We start from the raw sequence: 15,770 nt of genomic DNA, 5'->3' as shown, positions 1-15,770 counted from the left end.
GATCGACGCTAAGCGGGGCATCTTTCAATCAACAAACGGATCACGGCTTTTGTAGCGCATGCCACAGGGCAGACAGGCAACCTCCCTATCAATACGGACACCTTGTGGACGAAGTCCGGAAAGAGACCCGAAGTTCGGGCAAAAGGAGACCCAGGTGACTCTTCAGTCACCTGGGTCCTCAGGAAGTCGCGCTGCTCTACTCGGCCCGGACGACGGTCACTTCACCGATTCCGAGCGCCTTGACGGGCTCCTCGATCTGCGCGGCGTCACCCACCAGGACGGTCACCAGACGATCCATCGGGAAGGCGTTCACGGCGGCCACGGTGGCCTCCACGGTGCCCGTCGCGGCGAGCTGCTGATAGAGCGTCGCCTGGTAGTCGTCCGGCAGGTACTGCTCGACCTGGTCGGCGAGCGTGCTCGCGACGGCCGCCGCGGTCTCGAACTTGAGGGGCGCCACACCCACCAGGTTCTGCACGGCGATGTCGCGCTCGGCGTCCGTCAGGCCCTCGGCGGCGAGGGTACGCAGCACCTTCCACAGGTCGTCGAGCGCCGGACCGGTGTTCGGCGTGTCCACCGAGCCGCTGATGGCGAGCATCGCGACGCCCGTGCCGTCCGGAGCGGAGCGCAGCACCTGGCCGAACGCCCGCACACCGTAGGTGTAGCCCTTTTCCTCGCGCAGGACGCGGTCCAGGCGTGAGGTGAGGGTGCCGCCGAGGCAGTACGTACCGAGCACCTGGGCGGGCCAGACGCGGTCGTGCCGGTCGGCGCCGACGCGGCCGATGAGCAGCTGCGTCTGGACGGCGCCGGGGCGGTCCACGATGATCACGCGGCCGGTGTCGTCGGCGCTCACCGGCGGCACGGGGCGTGGCTCGGCGGACGAGCCGGTCCAGGAGCCGAGCGTGTCGGCGAGCAACTTGTCGAGGTCGACATCGGTCAGGTCACCGACGATGACGGCGGTGGCCGTCGCGGGGCGTACGTGCTTCTCGTAGAAGGCGCGGACGGTCGCCGAGTCGATCTTCTGGACGGTCTCCTCGGTGCCCTGGCGCGGACGCGACATGCGCGAGGTCGCCGGGAACAGCTCCTTGGAGAGCTCCTTGGCGGCGCGGCGGGCCGGGTTGGCTGTCTCGTGCGGGATCTCGTCCAGTCGGTTGCGGACCAGTCGCTCGACCTCGCTGTCCGCGAACGCCGGTGCCCTCAGGGCGTCGGCGAGCAGACCGAGCGCCTTGGGCAGACGCGAGACGGGCACTTCGAGCGACAGGCGCACGCCAGGGTGGTCGGCGTGCGAGTCGAGGGTGGCACCGCAGCGCTCCAGCTCGGCGGCGAACTCCTCGGCGGAGTGCTTGTCGGTGCCCTCGGAGAAGGCACGCGCCATGATCGTGGCGATGCCGTCGAGGCCCGCCGGTTCGGCCTCCAGCGGCGCGGCGAGGATCACCTCGACGGCGACGACCTGCTGGCCGGGGCGGTGGCAGCGCAGGAGCGTCAGGCCGTTGTCGAGCGTGCCACGCTCGGGCGAGGGGAAGGCCCACGGCTTGGCCTCACCGGCCTGGGGCTGCGGGTGGAAGTCCATGCTGGCCAGCTCGGTCACTTCGCCGTCTCCTCGTCGGTGTCGTCAGCGGCGTCGGTGTCTTCGGGGGCGATCGGCTCGTAGACGAGCACCGCGCGGTTGTCGGGGCGCAGGCGGGCCTTGGCGACCTCCTGGACCTCCTCGGCGGTGACGGCGAGGACACGCTGCACGGCGGTCAGGGCGAGCTGCGGATCGCCGAACAGGACGGCGAACCTGCACAGTTCGTCGGCGCGGCCCGCGACCGTGCCCAGCCGGTCCAGCCACTCGCGCTCCAGCTGGGCCTGCGCGCGCTCCATCTCCTCGGCGGTGGGGCCCTCCTCGGCGAACCTGGCGAGCTCCTCGTCCACGGCGGCCTCGATCACCGGGACCTCGACATCGCCGGACGTCTTCACGTCGAGCCACCCCAGGGAGGGCGCTCCGGCGAGCCGCAGCAGGCCGAACCCGGCCGCGACGGCAGTGCGGTCGCGGCGCACCAGCCGGTTGTAGAGCCGGGAGGATTCGCCACCGCCGAGGACGGTGAGCGCCAGGTCGGCCGCGTCGCACGCACGCGTGCCGTCCTCCGGGAGCCGGTAAGCGGCCATCAGGGCGCGCGCCGGGACCTCTTCCTCGACGACCTCGCGCAGCTGCTCGCCGATGACCTCGGGCAGCGAGCCGTCGCGCGGGGCGGGCTTGCCGTCGTGCCCGGGAATGGAACCGAAGTACTTCTCGATCCAGGCGAGCGTCTGCTGCGGATCGATGTCACCGACGACCGACAGGACCGCGTTGTTGGGCGCGTAGTACGTGCGGAAGAACGCGCGCGCGTCCTCCAGCGTGGCGGCGTCCAGGTCCGCCATCGACCCGATCGGCGTGTGGTGGTACGGGTGGCCCTCGGGGTACGCCAGCGCGGTCAGCTTCTCGAACGCGGTGCCGTAGGGCACGTTGTCGTACCGCTGCCGGCGCTCGTTCTTGACGACGTCCCGCTGATTCTCCATGGACTCGTCGTCGAGCGCCGCGAGCAGCGAGCCCATGCGGTCGGCCTCCAGCCAGAGCGCGAGCTCCAGCTGGTGGGCGGGCATGGTCTCGAAGTAGTTGGTGCGCTCGAAGCTCGTGGTGCCGTTGAGCGAGCCGCCGGCGCCCTGAACGAGCTCGAAGTGCCCGTTGCCGTGGACCTGCTTGGAGCCCTGGAACATCAAGTGCTCGAAGAGGTGAGCAAGGCCGGTACGGTCCTTGACCTCGTGGCGCGAGCCGACGTCGTACCAGAGGCACACCGCCGCGACCGGGGTCAGGTGATCCTCGGAGAGCACCACGCGCAGGCCGTTGGCCAGGCGGTGCTCGGTCGCTGTCAGGCCGCCGGAGCCTGCCTCAGCTGTGGCCGTGTGACCCATGGGCATGTACGTCCCTTCGATCGCGGAAAACTGCGTATTTCCTGTCGGTCCTGCCACTGTATGCAAGCGCGCCGACAGCTGGCGAAGTTCCCGCACCTCGTACGCCGAGAGCGAGACTCCCGTACGTCACAGCCGTGTCCCAGGAGGCCCTCCGAGACCCGCTACGGACGGGTCGCGGTCCGCGTTGTCAGTGGGGCGGTCCACAATGGTCCGCGTCAGATCCCGTTCATGCCCCGGCAGAGACTGTGAAGGAGCCGCAGCAGCGATGGCCCGCCGCAGCACGAAGACCCCGCCGCCCGACGACTCGTACGAGGAGAAGATCCTCGATATCGACGTCGTGGACGAGATGCAGGGCTCCTTCCTCGAGTACGCGTACTCGGTCATCTACTCGCGAGCCCTGCCGGACGCACGCGACGGCCTCAAGCCCGTGCACCGCCGCATCGTGTACCAGATGAACGAGATGGGCCTGCGCCCCGATCGCGGCTATGTGAAGTGCGCCCGCGTCGTCGGTGAGGTCATGGGTAAGCTCCACCCGCACGGAGACGCGTCGATCTACGACGCGCTGGTGCGCCTGGCCCAGCCCTTCTCGATGCGCCTGCCGCTGGTCGACGGGCACGGGAACTTCGGTTCGCTCGGAAACGACGACCCGCCGGCCGCCATGCGTTACACCGAGTGCCGGATGGCCGACGCGACGTCACTGATGACCGAGTCGATCGACGAGAACACGGTCGGCTTCACGCCGAACTACGACGGCCAGGAGCAGGAGCCGGACGTCCTTCCGGCGGCGTACCCGAACCTGCTGGTCAACGGCTCGTCCGGCATCGCGGTCGGCATGGCCACCAACATGCCGCCGCACAACCTCGGCGAGGTCATCGCCGCCGCCCGCCACCTCATCAGGTACCCGGGGGCCGACCTCGAGACGCTGATGAAGTACATCCCGGGCCCCGACCTGCCCACCGGCGGTCGGATCGTCGGACTCTCCGGGATCAGGGACGCGTACGAGTCGGGCCGCGGCACCTTCAAGATCCGCGCCACGGTGTCGGTGGAGAACGTGACCGCGCGCCGCAAGGGCCTCGTCGTCACCGAACTGCCCTTCACCGTCGGCCCGGAGAAGGTGATCGCGAAGATCAAGGACCTGGTCGGCAACAAGAAGCTGCAGGGCATCGCCGACGTGAAGGACCTCACGGACCGCGCGCACGGCCTGCGCCTGGTCATCGAGATCAAGAACGGCTTCGTGCCGGAAGCGGTCCTGGAGCAGCTCTACAAGTTGACGCCGATGGAGGAGTCCTTCGGCATCAACAACGTGGCGCTGGTGGACGGCCAGCCGCTCACCCTGGGGCTCAAGGAGCTCCTGGAGGTCTATCTCGACCACCGCTTCGATGTCGTGCGCCGCCGCAGCGAGTTCCGCCGCGGCAAGAAGCGCGACCGGCTGCACCTGGTCGAGGGCCTGCTCGTCGCCCTCCTGGACATCGACGAGGTCATCCGCCTCATCCGCTCCAGCGACAACTCGGCGCAGGCCAAGGAGCGCCTGATCGAGCACTTCTCACTGAGCGAGATCCAGACGCAGTACATCCTCGACACGCCGCTGCGCCGCCTGACCAAGTTCGACCGCATCGAGCTGGAGTCGGAGCGCGACCGGCTCAACGGCGAGATCGACGAGCTGACCGGCATCCTGGAGTCGGACGCGGAGCTGCGCAAGCTGGTCTCCGGCGAACTGGCCGCGGTGGCCAAGAAGTTCGGCACCGACCGGCGCACGGTGCTCCTGGAGTCTGCGGGCACCCCCGCCGCGACGGTCCCGCTCCAAGTGGCGGACGCCCCCTGCCGGGTGCTGCTGTCCTCGACGGGTCTCCTCGCCCGTACGGCCAACGGCGACCCCTTCGGCGAAGCCGAGGACGCCAAGCGCACCAAGCACGACGTGATCGTCTCCGCGGTGCCCGCGACGGCCCGTGGCGAGGTCGGTGCGGTCATCTCGTCGGGCCGCCTGCTCCGGCTGAACGTGATCGACCTCCCGCAGCTGCCGGAGACGGCGGCGGCACCCAACCTCTCCGGCGGCGCGCCGATTTCGGAGTTCCTGTCCTCCCTGGAGCCGGATGAGACGGTGGTCTGCCTGACGACGCTCGACGAGTCGTCGCCGGGTCTGGCCCTCGGTACGGAGCAGGGTGTCGTCAAGCGCGTGGTGCCCGACTACCCGTCGAACAAGGAGGAGTTGGAGGTCATCACCCTCAAGGACGGCGACCGGATCGTCGGCGCGGTCGAACTGCGCACCGGCGAGGAGGATCTGGTTTTCATCACGGACGACGCTCAGCTGCTGCGCTACCAGGCCTCCCAGGTGCGCCCGCAGGGCCGTGCGGCGGGCGGCATGGCGGGCATCAAGCTCGCCGACGGCGCGAAGGTGATCTCCTTCACGGCGGTCGACCCGGCGGTGGACGCGGTGGTGTTCACGGTCGCGGGCTCGCGCGGCACGCTGGACGACTCCGTCCAGACCACGGCCAAGCTGACCCCGTTCGACCAGTACCCCCGCAAGGGCCGCGCCACGGGTGGCGTGCGCTGCCAGCGGTTCCTGAAGGGCGAGGACTGCCTGTCGCTGGCCTGGGCCGGCGCGACACCGGCCCGGGCCGCGCAGAAGAACGGCACGCCCGCCGAGCTGCCGGAGATGGACCCGCGCCGCGACGGCTCGGGCGTGTCGCTGGCGAAGACGGTCTCGGTGGTGGCGGGCCCGGTGTAGCTCAACCGGCCGCTTCGAGGCCTTCGGGCTCCTCGTCCACGTGGCTGTACTGCCCTGCGTGGCCGTCCTGCACGTAACGGAGAACGCCCCACATGCTGTGCTCGTCGGCGTGTGGGGCGTCCTCTTTGCAGGCCTCCAGCTCCTTGGTCAGAGCCGCCGTGTCGATGCCGGAGCCGATGAGGACGAGCTGGGTGAGACGCGCCTCGGCACGGCCCCAGGGCTCCGGATAGAAGCGCAGGAACCGCCCGACGACATGCACGGCGTACCGGTTGGCGCTGTCCTGGACGCCGAAATCGACGTAACCCTTGATGCGGTAGAGACCCTCGGGCCTGCTGTCGAGGAAGTCCATCAACTTCCTGGGGTCGAACGGCACTTCGGAGCTGAAGGAGAGGGATTCGTACACAGAGTGCAGGTGGTCGTGGTGACTCCGGCGATCGCTCTCGTCGTGCCGGTGGAGGTCGTCGAAGGACAACTGCCCGATGCGCTCCTCGCTCGGCCTGCAGTCGAACAGGAACTCGGGGTCGATACGGCCGTAGTCCGCGGGAACGACGGCGGCGCGGTCGACAAGATCCCTGACGACGCCGAGTACCCGCTCACCGTCCGGCGCCCGGTCGATCTTGTTGACGACGACGAGATCGGCGAGCGCGAGATGCCGGTCGACCTCGGGGTGCTTCTCGCGCGTACCGTCGAACTCGACGGCGTCGACGACTTCCACAAGCCCGCCGTACACGATCCGCGGATGCTCACTGGCGAGCACCATCCGCACGAGTTCCTGCGGCTCGGCGAGCCCGCTCGCCTCGATGACGATGACGTCGATACGGGTCGAGGGATGAGCAAGCCGCCCCAGATACTCATCGAGCTCACTGGCGTCGACGGCGCAGCACAGGCAGCCGTTCCCCAGGGAGACCGTGGAATCCCCCAGCGCTCCCGCCACCGCCATGGCGTCGATCTCGATGGCGCCGAAGTCGTTGACGATGGCCCCGATCCGGCTGCCGCCGCTGCGGTGCAGCAGATGATTCAGCAAGGTGGTCTTGCCTGCGCCCAGGAATCCGGCGATGACGACGACCGGGATCTGCTGGGCCGCGCTCTGCTCGATCAAGAGCTGGTCCGTCGGGATCGGCTGCGGACTGGGCTGGCTCAACGCGCGACCTCTTTCACACCGGTGCGTGCGCCGGTTCACGGACCGGCTCCCGTACGAGAGCGGCTCACGCACCGGCACTCCTGCGAGGAATCAATGCCGACCCAGGATACGAGCGGGAGGAATCGCCGCGAAGTGAACGATTGTTAGCGGCGCTCGCGGGGCACACGTTGGACATGGCGCCGGGATACGCGACCCGCACTTCCCTCCGTGCGCCTCCTCTCCGCCTCCCTGCCGATCAGAGCCGCTCGGCAAAACTGGGAGACGGCAAGCGCGCCGCCCACCGCTCGCCGGTCCGCTCCCCGTCGCCCACAACCGACGACCGGCGGACGGTCGCCTGATTCGGGGGTTGACATGGCCACACAGAACTTTGGGGTACGGGGGTTGAGTTCTGCCGCGACGGCGGGGCTCACGTTCGCGGTCGGGGTCCTCGTGATCCTGGCCGCTCAACAGCGTCGGTTCGAAGCACTGCGCCTGCGGGTCGCACAGGTGGAGCGGAACAACGATCGGGACGCGAGGCTCGCGGAGCAACAACGCCTGCAGGCCTACCTGCTCGACAAGGCTCTGGACGATCCGGACCTCGCCGAGGTCCTGAGCACCATCGACGAGGTCGATCCGACCAAGCGGCGCCAGTACCTCTTCGCCAACGCGATGTACACCAACGCCCTCCTCGCCTACCGGGTCGGCGTCGTCAACTGGGAAGAGCTGCACGGGCATCTTCGGGTGATCTGCCAGAGCGCGGTCTTTCGCGACTACTGGGACGCGACGCGCCATCATCGCGCGAGCCTCAAGAGCACTTCGGAGGAGGCCCGAGTAGGTCAGATGGTGGACGCGCTCATCCACGATCTGGATGAGTCAGACACCGAGCAATGGTGGGTCGTGGGGGAACCACCCGAGGAGTAACGCCGGACTTCCCACAACAGAAACAATCAAAGGTTTACCCTGACCCCGCCCGTATCGGGCTAACCTGGCCCCCGGCCTTCGCCTGCCCAGCAGCGTGAGGACCGGGGTCCTTCACGTCTAGAGGCGAGGACCAGAACCTTGAAGATCGTGCGCCGCATCGGTGCGTCCCCCCGCGAACGCGGCAGTCTGTCCGGCGAGACCTGCCCCGACATCTTCGAGCTCAGTGACGGCAACTTCGCCGTCATCGGGACGGAAGCCACAGCGACGCTCGACGGTGAGCTTCCCGCCGACGCCGCGAGAGCGGACTACGAGCGGATCGTCATCGTCAGCCGGGAAACGCTTGTGCGCGCGAAAGCCGATATCCCCGACGCCTGAAGAGGCCGCACGGCCACGCATGGACACGCTCGTCACCTGTTGAGGTCCACCCGGTCACCCCGTTGAGGCTCACCTCCAGAGGACGCGTCCACGCAGCCCGCGCCCTTCCCCTCCCGATCCTTCCCCTCCCGCGCACGTGCACCATCCCCGCCGCGCAGGGACAGACCGAGCAGCCCGGCGCCCACCCGCCCAGTGGCGCTCGACGAGAGCTTGGCGAGGTCCGGCACTGATCGGTGCCGGACCTCACGCATGTCTCACGCCGCCTCGGGCACCGCTACCGGTGCCACGGGCCCCACGTACCGAGCCACCGGTCGAATGATCTTCGAGTCCTCCGCCTGTTCCAGGATGTTGGCGCTCCAGCCGACGACGCGGGCTGCGGCGAAGGTGGGGGTGAACATCTCGCGGGGCAGGCCGCACAGTTCCATGACCACGCCGGCGTAGAACTCCACGTTCGTGTGCAGCTCACGGCCGGGCTTGAGTTCGGCCAGAATCGCCTCCACCTGGCGCTCGACCTCGACGGCGAAGTCGACCAGTGGGCCGCCGAACTGTTGCGCGATGCCGCGGAGCATGCGCGAACGGGGGTCTTCCGTGCGGTAGATGGGGTGACCGAAGCCCATGATGCGATCGCCGGCGAGGACACGTTCGCGGATCCACTGGGCGATGCCGTCGGGAGTGCCGATCGCGTCCAGGGTGTCGAGCGCACGACTGGGGGCGCCGCCGTGGAGAGGCCCCGAGAGGGCACCGACCGCGCCCACGAGGCACGCCGCCACATCCGCGCCCGTCGACGTGATCACCCGCGCCGTGAACGTTGATGCATTGAATCCGTGATCAATGGTCGATATCAAGTACTGCTCGACCGCCCGGACCCGCGCGGCATCCGGCTCCGAACCCGTCAACATGTACAGATAGTTGGCCGCGTACGCGAGGTCGTCACGGGGCTCCACCGGCTCCAGCCCCTGCCCGAGCCGGTACAGCGCGGTGAGCAACGTCGGTACGGCCGCGGACGCCGCCAGGGTGTCTGCTCGACGCCGGTCGGCGTCAATGTCGTACACCGGCCGGAACCCCAACGAGGCGCCGAGCAGCGAGAGCGCGGTGCGCAGTCCGGCGAGCGGTCCCGACAGCCCCGTCGCCGCAGCGATCGCGGGCAATGCGGTCCGCACCTCGTCCGGAAGCCCGCGCAGCGCCGCGGTCTGCGCGGTGAAGGCGGCGCGCTGAGCCGCGTCGGGCAGTTCGCCGTGGACCAGCAGATGCCAGACGTCCTCGAAGCCGCGGGTCTGCGCGAGTTCGACGGCCGAGTACTGGCGGTAGTGGTAGAAGCCCTCCAGCCCCCTGACGTCACCCAGTTCGGTGTCGGTGACGACGACGCCCGCGAGTCCTCGCGGTACATCGACAGGAGTGGACGGGGCGCGGTTGATCGGCATGTTTCCTCCCTGGACTTGATTCGACTGTCCATGCTTGACTCAATGCCTGTCAATGTTGATTGAATCAATAAGCCGATACATGGATACGGTGACGCCATGAGGGATCGAGAAGCGGCAGCGCCAGGGCGCCAGGGCCGACGGCTCAGCACCAAGGAGACCGCCGAGCTGCTCGGCGTGAAGGCCGAGACCGTGTACGCGTATGTGAGCCGCGGTCAGCTCAGCAGCCGTCGTGAACCCGGAGGGCGTGGGAGCACGTTCGACGCCAAGGAGGTGGAGGCTCTCGCGCGGCGCAACAGACGGCAGACCGGCGGGAGTTCGAATACCGGCGGTGAACTGTCGGTCCGTACCGGCATCACCCTGATCGACAAGGACCGGTACTACTTCCGCGGCGTCGACGCGACCGAGCTTGCCGCGCGGTACTCCTACGAAGAGATCACCGAATGGCTGTGGACCGGAGAACTGCGCCCCGGCATCAGATTCACCGCCCCGGAGGCGTCCGTCGCCGTCGCCCGCCGCGCAGTCGACGCGCTGCCCGAGCACAGCGGCCCCACGGACCGGCTGCGCGTCGCCACGATCGCCGCGGCGACCGCCGACCCGCTGCGCTTCGATCTCTCCGAGGACGCCGTCCTCGGCACCGGACGCACCCTCATCCCCACGCTCGTCGCCGCGCTGCCGCCCATGAGGCATGACCACCGCGACGAGGGCCCGCTGGCCCACCGTCTCTGGGCCCGGCTCACCGGCCGTGCGCCCGACGAGGAGTCACTGCGCGCGCTGGACACGGCACTTGGGCTGCTCGTCGACCACGACTTGGCCGCCTCGACGCTCGCGGTCCGGGTCGCCGCGTCGGCCCGAGCCCACGCTTACGCCGCCGTGTCGGCGGGCCTCGGTGTGCTCGAAGGCCCGCTGCACGGCGCGGCCAGCGGGCTCGCGCACCGGCTGCTCCTCGACGTGCTGGATCGCGGCACCGCGGCTCCGGTGGTGGCGGACGAGCTGCGCGCCGGACGCCGCGTCCCGGGACTCGGCCACCGGCTCTACCCCGGCGAGGATCCACGCGCGAGCGCCCTGTTCGCCCTCCTGAAGCAGGTCCCCGGCGCGGCGCCCGCCCTGGCGGCGGCCCACGACATCGTCACCACCACCGCCCGCCATACACCCCTGCACGCCAACGTCGACCTGGCCCTGGCCGTCCTCACCGTCTCCTCCGGCATGCCGGCCTCCGCGGGCGAGACGGTCTTCGCCATCGCCCGTACTGCGGGCTGGATCGCCCACACCTTGGAGGAATACGAGGAGCACCCGCTGCGTATGCGCCCCAGCGGTCGGTACGTGGGCGCGCGCCCACCGCAGCCGCTGCCCGGCTGAGGCGGTCTGAAGCAGGGGGCGCGGACACAGCCGGCGGCCCCCGGGTGAGCTCCCCCACGCCCTGTCGCGCTCCCAGAGCGCCCCAAACGCGCCCCCGTCTGCGCGGTCGGAAGTCACCCCGACCCAAGTCAGGTTAGGCTCACCTCTGTGAGTACGTGCACGACCGCGTCGCGGCACCTCGACGAGCCCCTCGCGGGGACCGCAGCCACCGCGAGGACCTGGCTGCTGATCGAGCAGCCCGGCCCCTGGGGTGCCAAGGCGCTCACTTCGAGCCACCTGGACCCCGTGCTCGGCCGCGCTCTCGAAGCAGCCGCGGAGGGCACCGGAGTACGGATCGCGCTCATCCGGCGACCCGGACGGCACGCCGACTGCGGTACGCCCTCCGAGCGCCATGTGTATGCGGCCCACACCACTCCGGGAAACGCATGGCTGCACAGCGCCACAACGTCCGATCCAGAGCAGGCGCTCAACCTCGACTTCGCCGCGCTCGGCATGGGCGACCCCCATACCTTCGACGCGGCTTTCCAGGGGCGGCCCCACACAGGTGGCCCGCTCGCCCTCGTCTGCACCAACGGCAAGCGCGATCGCTGCTGCGCCCTGCTCGGACGCCCCCTCGCGGCTCAGCTCGCCGCCTCCGAGGTGGCGGGCACCTGGGAGGTCACCCACCTGGGCGGTCACCGGTTCTCGCCCACGCTGCTCGTCCTGCCGTACGGATTCGCGTACGGGCGCGCCGAGGCCCACGCAGTCAAGGAAATCCTCCAGGGCGTACAGGAGGGGCGTGTGATCACCGACGGCTGCCGCGGGCGCTCCGCCTGGGAGCGGCCGGGCCAGGCAGCCGAGCTGGCCGTGCGCAGGGCCACCGGAGAGCACGCCGCCGATGCGTTGACCGTGGTGCGCACGGATGGTGCCGCACCGCGCTGGGAAGTCACCGTCGCCCACATCGACGGGCGCCTGTGGCGCGTGATCGTCGCGCAGGGCGCCTCGCTGCCGCCCCGCCCGGAGAGCTGCGGTTCGGCACTGGGGTCGCCGGCCCGGATGGACGTGGTGGCGGTACGGGAGCCGGCACGGACGGCGCTCGCCGTGCCCTGCTGACGGCTGATCCCGGACCAGGCGGCTCCCCGCCGGCCCGTCGAGGCGACCTCCCGCCCACGCGACGCCCGCACGTCCCGCTGAGCTCCGACACGATGCCTGCGCGTCCAGCGAGCTCTGCCACGGCTCCCACACCCGACGATCAAGAGATCCACGCCACACCCCTACGGTGGAGCCCGCACGCCCCCGTACCGTCTAGGTATGAGCCCCACTCCCCCCGCACGACGACGGCGCCTCGGTCTGCCGCGGCGGGTGTTCTCGCAGGTGCTGCTGATGCAGGTGGCGATCGCCGCGGGAGTCGCCGTGCTCGCGACCGGGCTCTTCCTGGCGCCGCTGAGCAAGCAGCTGGACCAGGAGGCCATGCACCGCGCCCTGGCCATCGCCGAGACCACGGCTCAGGACCCGCAGATCGCCGAAGGCGTCCAGAACACCCCGCCGACCACGAATGGCCCGGTGCAGAAGGAGGCCGAGCGGATCCGGCACGCCACCAACGCCGAGTACATCGTGGTGATGGACCGGCGATGGGTGCGTTGGTCGCACCCCACCCCCGGGCAGATCGGCCACCGCGTCTCCACCGACCCCAGCGACGCCCTGGCCGGCAAGGACGTCATGGAGATCGACAGGGGCACCCTGGGCCGCTCGGCCCGGGGCAAGGTGCCCCTGTACGACGCCGACCACCGAATCATCGGGGCGGTCTCGGTCGGCATCGCCTACGACAGCGTGCGCGCCCGGCTGATCAGCGCGATCCCGGGGCTGTTCGCCTACGCCGGCGGTGCCCTCGCGGTGGGCGCGCTGGCCGCCTGGCTGATCTCCCGCCGGGTGCAGCGGCAGACCCGGGACCTGGCCTTCTCCGACATCTCGGCGCTGCTCGACGAGCGCGAGGCGATGCTGCACGGTATCCGGGAGGGAGTGGTCGCCCTCGACCGCGGCGGCCGCATCCGGCTGCTCAACGACGAGGCACGGCGGCTGCTGGGCATCGGCGACGAGGCCGTCGGCAAGTCCCTGGACGAGGCGCTGGGCGAGGGTCGTACGGCGGACGTCCTGGCCGGACGCGTCACCGGCACCGACCTGCTCACCGTCCGTGGCCAGCGCGTCCTGGTCGCCAACCGCATGCCCACCGACGACGGCGGCGCCGTCGCCACCCTGCGCGACCGCACGGAGCTGGAACAACTGGGCCGCGAGCTCGACTCCACGCGCGGTCTGATCGACGCACTGCGCGCCCAGGACCATGAGCACGCCAACCGCATGCACACGCTCCTCGGGCTGCTCGAACTGGAGATGTACGACGACGCCGTGGAGTTCGTCGGAGAAGTGGTCGGCGACCACAGGGTGACCGCGGAACAGGTCACGGAGAAGATCCACGACCCGCTGCTCGCCGCCCTGCTGGTCGGCAAGGCGACCGTCGCGGCCGAGCGCGGTGTGGCCCTGTGGATCTCGGATCGGACCCTGCTGCCCGATCGGCTGATCGACCCGAGAGGGCTGGTCACCGTCGTCGGGAATCTCGTCGACAACGCGCTCGACGCCGTCGCGGGCACGCCCCACGCACGCGTGGAGGTCGAATTGCGCGCCGAGGGGCGTACCACCGTGCTACGGGTACGGGACACCGGCCCCGGAATCCCGGAGGAACGTCGGGAGTTGGTTTTCACCGACGGATGGACCACCAAGAAGCCGCCGGCGCACGGCAAGCGTGGAATCGGCCTCCCCTTGGTGCGCCGACTCGCCGAGCGGCAGGGCGGCAGCGCCGAGGTGACCGAGGCGGACGGCGGGGGCGCGGAGTTCACGGTCGTACTGCCGGAGGCGCTCACGGAACCGGAGCTCGCCCCGGAGGCAGTGGGTCCGGCGACACCTGACGCGGGCCTTGTGCCCGAGCCCCACCTCGTGCCGGGACCGTCCCACTCCGCGGAGACCACCACCGCCATGGACGCCACGGATGCCAAGGAGGAGTCGCGATGATCGAGGTCCTGGTCGTGGACGACGACACCCGGGTCGCGCGGGTCAACGCCGCCTATGTGGAGAAGGTCCCGGGCTTCCATGTCGCCGGCGAGGCGCACAGCGCGGCCGAGGCGCTGCGCCGGATGGAGACGCTGCCCCACCTGGATCTGGTCCTCATGGACCACTATCTGCCGGACGAGACGGGCCTCGCGGTCGTCCAGGAGATGCGCCGGCGCGGCCAACAGACCGACGTGATCATGGTGACCGCGGCCCGTGACATCTCGACGGTCCAGGCCGCGATGCGGCAGGGCGCACTCCAGTACCTGGTGAAGCCGTTCGCCTTCGCGGGCCTGCGCGCCAAGCTGGAGGCGTACGCGGATCTGCGCCGCACCCTCGACGGCGGCGGCGAGGCCGAGCAGTCCGAGGTGGACCGGATCTTCGGTGCCCTGTCGGCGAGCGCGGAGCCGGGTCTGCCCAAGGGCCACTCCCCCGCCACCGCGGAGTTGGTTCGCCGCGCCCTGGTGAACGCGGAGGGCCCGTTGTCGGCCCAGGAGGTCGCGGAGGAGACCGGCCTGAGCCGGCAGACCGCCCAGCGCTATCTGAAGCTCCTGGAGCGCACCGGGAGGGCCAGGCTGACCCTCAAATACGGCGACGCGGGCCGCCCGGAGCATCGCTACGTCTGGGCGACCCGCGCCTGAGGGCACGGCCGGCGGTGCGGGGGAAGCGGCCGCGCACCACCGCGCGTACGGCTGTCGGGAGCCCAGCCGTACGCGCGCGAGGAGAGTTCAGCCGGTGGCCAGTTCACGAAGGCCGTCGCCGGCCTTCCTCGTGGACTCAGCCGGTGACGTTCTGCACGAACTCCGTGGTGTACGTCTTGCTCAGATCCACGTCGGCGTTCTTGATGTTGGGGTTGAACGCCTTGAGGACCTTCTCGACCGTCTCGGGACCGTCCTTGGGCATCACGCCGTCCTTGGTGAACATCGGCAGCGTGCTCTGGATCGCCCCGGCGTAGAGCGTCTTGTTGCCCTGGGAGTAGTCGGCGGGCATCTTGTCGGCGATGTCGGAGGCGCTGTGCGTGGACATCCACTTGAGGGTCTTCACGAAGGCGTTGGCCAGCTTCTGGACCGTCTCCTTGTGGCCGTTCACCCAGTCCGTCTGCATGTAGAGGCTCGACGAGGGGTACGGACCGCCGAGCGCCTTCTCCGACCCCTGCGGCGTACGCATGTCGATGAGCACCTTGCCGAGGTTCTTCTGCATGACCGTGGCGACGGTCGGGTCCGTCGTCATGCCCCCGTCGATGGCCCCCTTCTGAAGGGCGGAAATGAACGTCGGTCCCGCGCCGACGGCGACCGGTGTGAACTCGCTGACCTTCACACCGTTCTTGACCGCCAGGTACTTCGTGAGGAAGTCGGTCGAGGAGCCGAGTCCGGTGATGCCGAGCTTCTTGCCCTTGAAGTCCTTGGGCGAAGTGATGTCGGCAGCCTGCTTGTTGGAGACGATCTCCACCTCGCCGGGCGCGTGGGAGAACTGCACGACGGACTCGACCGACTTGCCCTTGGTCTGCAGATCCAGGGTGTGATCGTAGAAACCGACGGCGCCTTGCACCTGTCCTGAGACAAGGGCGGTCTCTGCCTGAACACCGGCCGGCTCACTCAGGAGTTGGACATCCAAACCCTCCTCCTCGAAGTAGCCGAGCCGCTGCGTGAGCATCGCGGGCAGGTAGATGACCTTGTCCAGGCCGCCGACCATGATCTTGACGTGCTCACCCTTGCCGCCACCCCCATTGCTGCCGGAGTCGGCCGTCGTACTGGCCGCGTCGTTGGCACAAGCGGTGAGCGAGGTGAGAGCGAGCAGACCGGCGGCTGCCAGCGCGGAGTATCTGGCGGTCTTGCGCATGGTGGGT

12 protein-coding genes are annotated in these 15,770 nt (G+C 69.7%); 7 read left to right on the top strand and 5 right to left on the bottom strand.

Going from position 1 to position 15,770, the window contains the following annotated elements:
* Positions 1-196: 196 nt before the first annotated feature.
* Together ACIBK0_RS25455 and ACIBK0_RS25450 are read right to left on the bottom strand one after the other, a co-directional pair.
* Positions 197-1,585 (bottom strand): M16 family metallopeptidase, encoded by a 1,389-nt coding sequence (locus ACIBK0_RS25455; protein ID WP_399084261.1) that lies wholly within the window; start codon positions 1,583-1,585, stop codon positions 197-199.
* The gene (locus tag ACIBK0_RS25450) at positions 1,582-2,928 is read right to left on the bottom strand and encodes a M16 family metallopeptidase (RefSeq protein ID WP_399084257.1); all 1,347 of its coding nucleotides are present in this window, start codon (positions 2,926-2,928) and stop codon (positions 1,582-1,584) included. Before ACIBK0_RS25450 ends, ACIBK0_RS25455 begins: the two co-directional genes overlap by 4 nt.
* A 265-nt stretch (positions 2,929-3,193) precedes the next feature.
* Here ACIBK0_RS25450 and ACIBK0_RS25445 point away from each other — a divergent pair, with 265 nt between their 5' ends.
* Positions 3,194-5,653 (top strand): DNA topoisomerase (ATP-hydrolyzing) subunit A, encoded by a 2,460-nt coding sequence (locus tag ACIBK0_RS25445; protein ID WP_399084254.1) that lies wholly within the window; start codon positions 3,194-3,196, stop codon positions 5,651-5,653.
* A 1-nt stretch (position 5,654) separates the two neighbouring features.
* On the opposite strand, the gene ACIBK0_RS25440 is transcribed toward ACIBK0_RS25445, so the two are convergent.
* Positions 5,655-6,794, bottom strand: coding sequence for a CobW family GTP-binding protein (locus tag ACIBK0_RS25440; protein WP_399084251.1), 1,140 nt, complete (start codon positions 6,792-6,794; stop codon positions 5,655-5,657).
* A 381-nt stretch (positions 6,795-7,175) separates the two neighbouring features.
* Between ACIBK0_RS25440 and ACIBK0_RS25435 the strand changes: the two genes are divergently transcribed.
* Together ACIBK0_RS25435 and ACIBK0_RS25430 are read left to right on the top strand one after the other, a co-directional pair.
* Positions 7,176-7,694 carry a DUF6082 family protein gene (locus ACIBK0_RS25435; protein ID WP_399084248.1) on the top strand — a complete coding sequence of 173 codons (519 nt, stop codon included), beginning with the start codon at positions 7,176-7,178 and terminating at the stop codon, positions 7,692-7,694.
* Between the two features lie 138 nt (positions 7,695-7,832).
* Complete coding sequence (locus ACIBK0_RS25430) at positions 7,833-8,069, top strand: hypothetical protein (RefSeq protein WP_399084245.1); 237 nt, start codon at positions 7,833-7,835, stop codon at positions 8,067-8,069.
* Positions 8,070-8,323: 254 nt separating this feature from the next.
* On the opposite strand, the gene ACIBK0_RS25425 is transcribed toward ACIBK0_RS25430, so the two are convergent.
* Positions 8,324-9,490, bottom strand: a complete 1,167-nt coding sequence (locus tag ACIBK0_RS25425) for a citrate synthase (RefSeq protein WP_399084242.1) — start codon at positions 9,488-9,490, stop codon at positions 8,324-8,326.
* 96 nt (positions 9,491-9,586) lie between these two features.
* Here ACIBK0_RS25425 and ACIBK0_RS25420 point away from each other — a divergent pair, with 96 nt between their 5' ends.
* The 4 genes from ACIBK0_RS25420 to ACIBK0_RS25405 all read left to right on the top strand — a co-directional run bounded on the left by ACIBK0_RS25420 (position 9,587) and on the right by ACIBK0_RS25405 (position 14,565).
* Positions 9,587-10,846: a citrate synthase gene (locus ACIBK0_RS25420; RefSeq protein WP_399084239.1), complete on the top strand. Its 1,260-nt coding sequence runs from the start codon at positions 9,587-9,589 to the stop codon at positions 10,844-10,846.
* 147 nt (positions 10,847-10,993) lie between these two features.
* Positions 10,994-11,938: a sucrase ferredoxin gene (locus ACIBK0_RS25415; protein WP_399084236.1), complete on the top strand. Its 945-nt coding sequence runs from the start codon at positions 10,994-10,996 to the stop codon at positions 11,936-11,938.
* Between the two features lie 198 nt (positions 11,939-12,136).
* Positions 12,137-13,888 carry an ATP-binding protein gene (locus ACIBK0_RS25410; RefSeq protein WP_399084233.1) on the top strand — a complete coding sequence of 584 codons (1,752 nt, stop codon included), beginning with the start codon at positions 12,137-12,139 and terminating at the stop codon, positions 13,886-13,888.
* Positions 13,885-14,565, top strand: a complete 681-nt coding sequence (locus ACIBK0_RS25405) for a response regulator (RefSeq protein WP_399084230.1) — start codon at positions 13,885-13,887, stop codon at positions 14,563-14,565. Before ACIBK0_RS25410 ends, ACIBK0_RS25405 begins: the two co-directional genes overlap by 4 nt.
* A 136-nt stretch (positions 14,566-14,701) precedes the next feature.
* Here ACIBK0_RS25405 and ACIBK0_RS25400 read toward each other — a convergent pair whose 3' ends face one another.
* Positions 14,702-15,763 (bottom strand): ABC transporter substrate-binding protein, encoded by a 1,062-nt coding sequence (locus tag ACIBK0_RS25400; protein WP_399084227.1) that lies wholly within the window; start codon positions 15,761-15,763, stop codon positions 14,702-14,704.
* Positions 15,764-15,770 lie beyond the last annotated feature (7 nt).

The organism is Streptomyces sp. NPDC050564 (assembly GCF_044457265.1).
In the GTDB taxonomy this organism is placed as follows: Bacteria; Actinomycetota; Actinomycetes; order Streptomycetales; family Streptomycetaceae; genus Streptomyces.
This window is presented reverse-complemented; position numbering and strand designations above follow the sequence as displayed.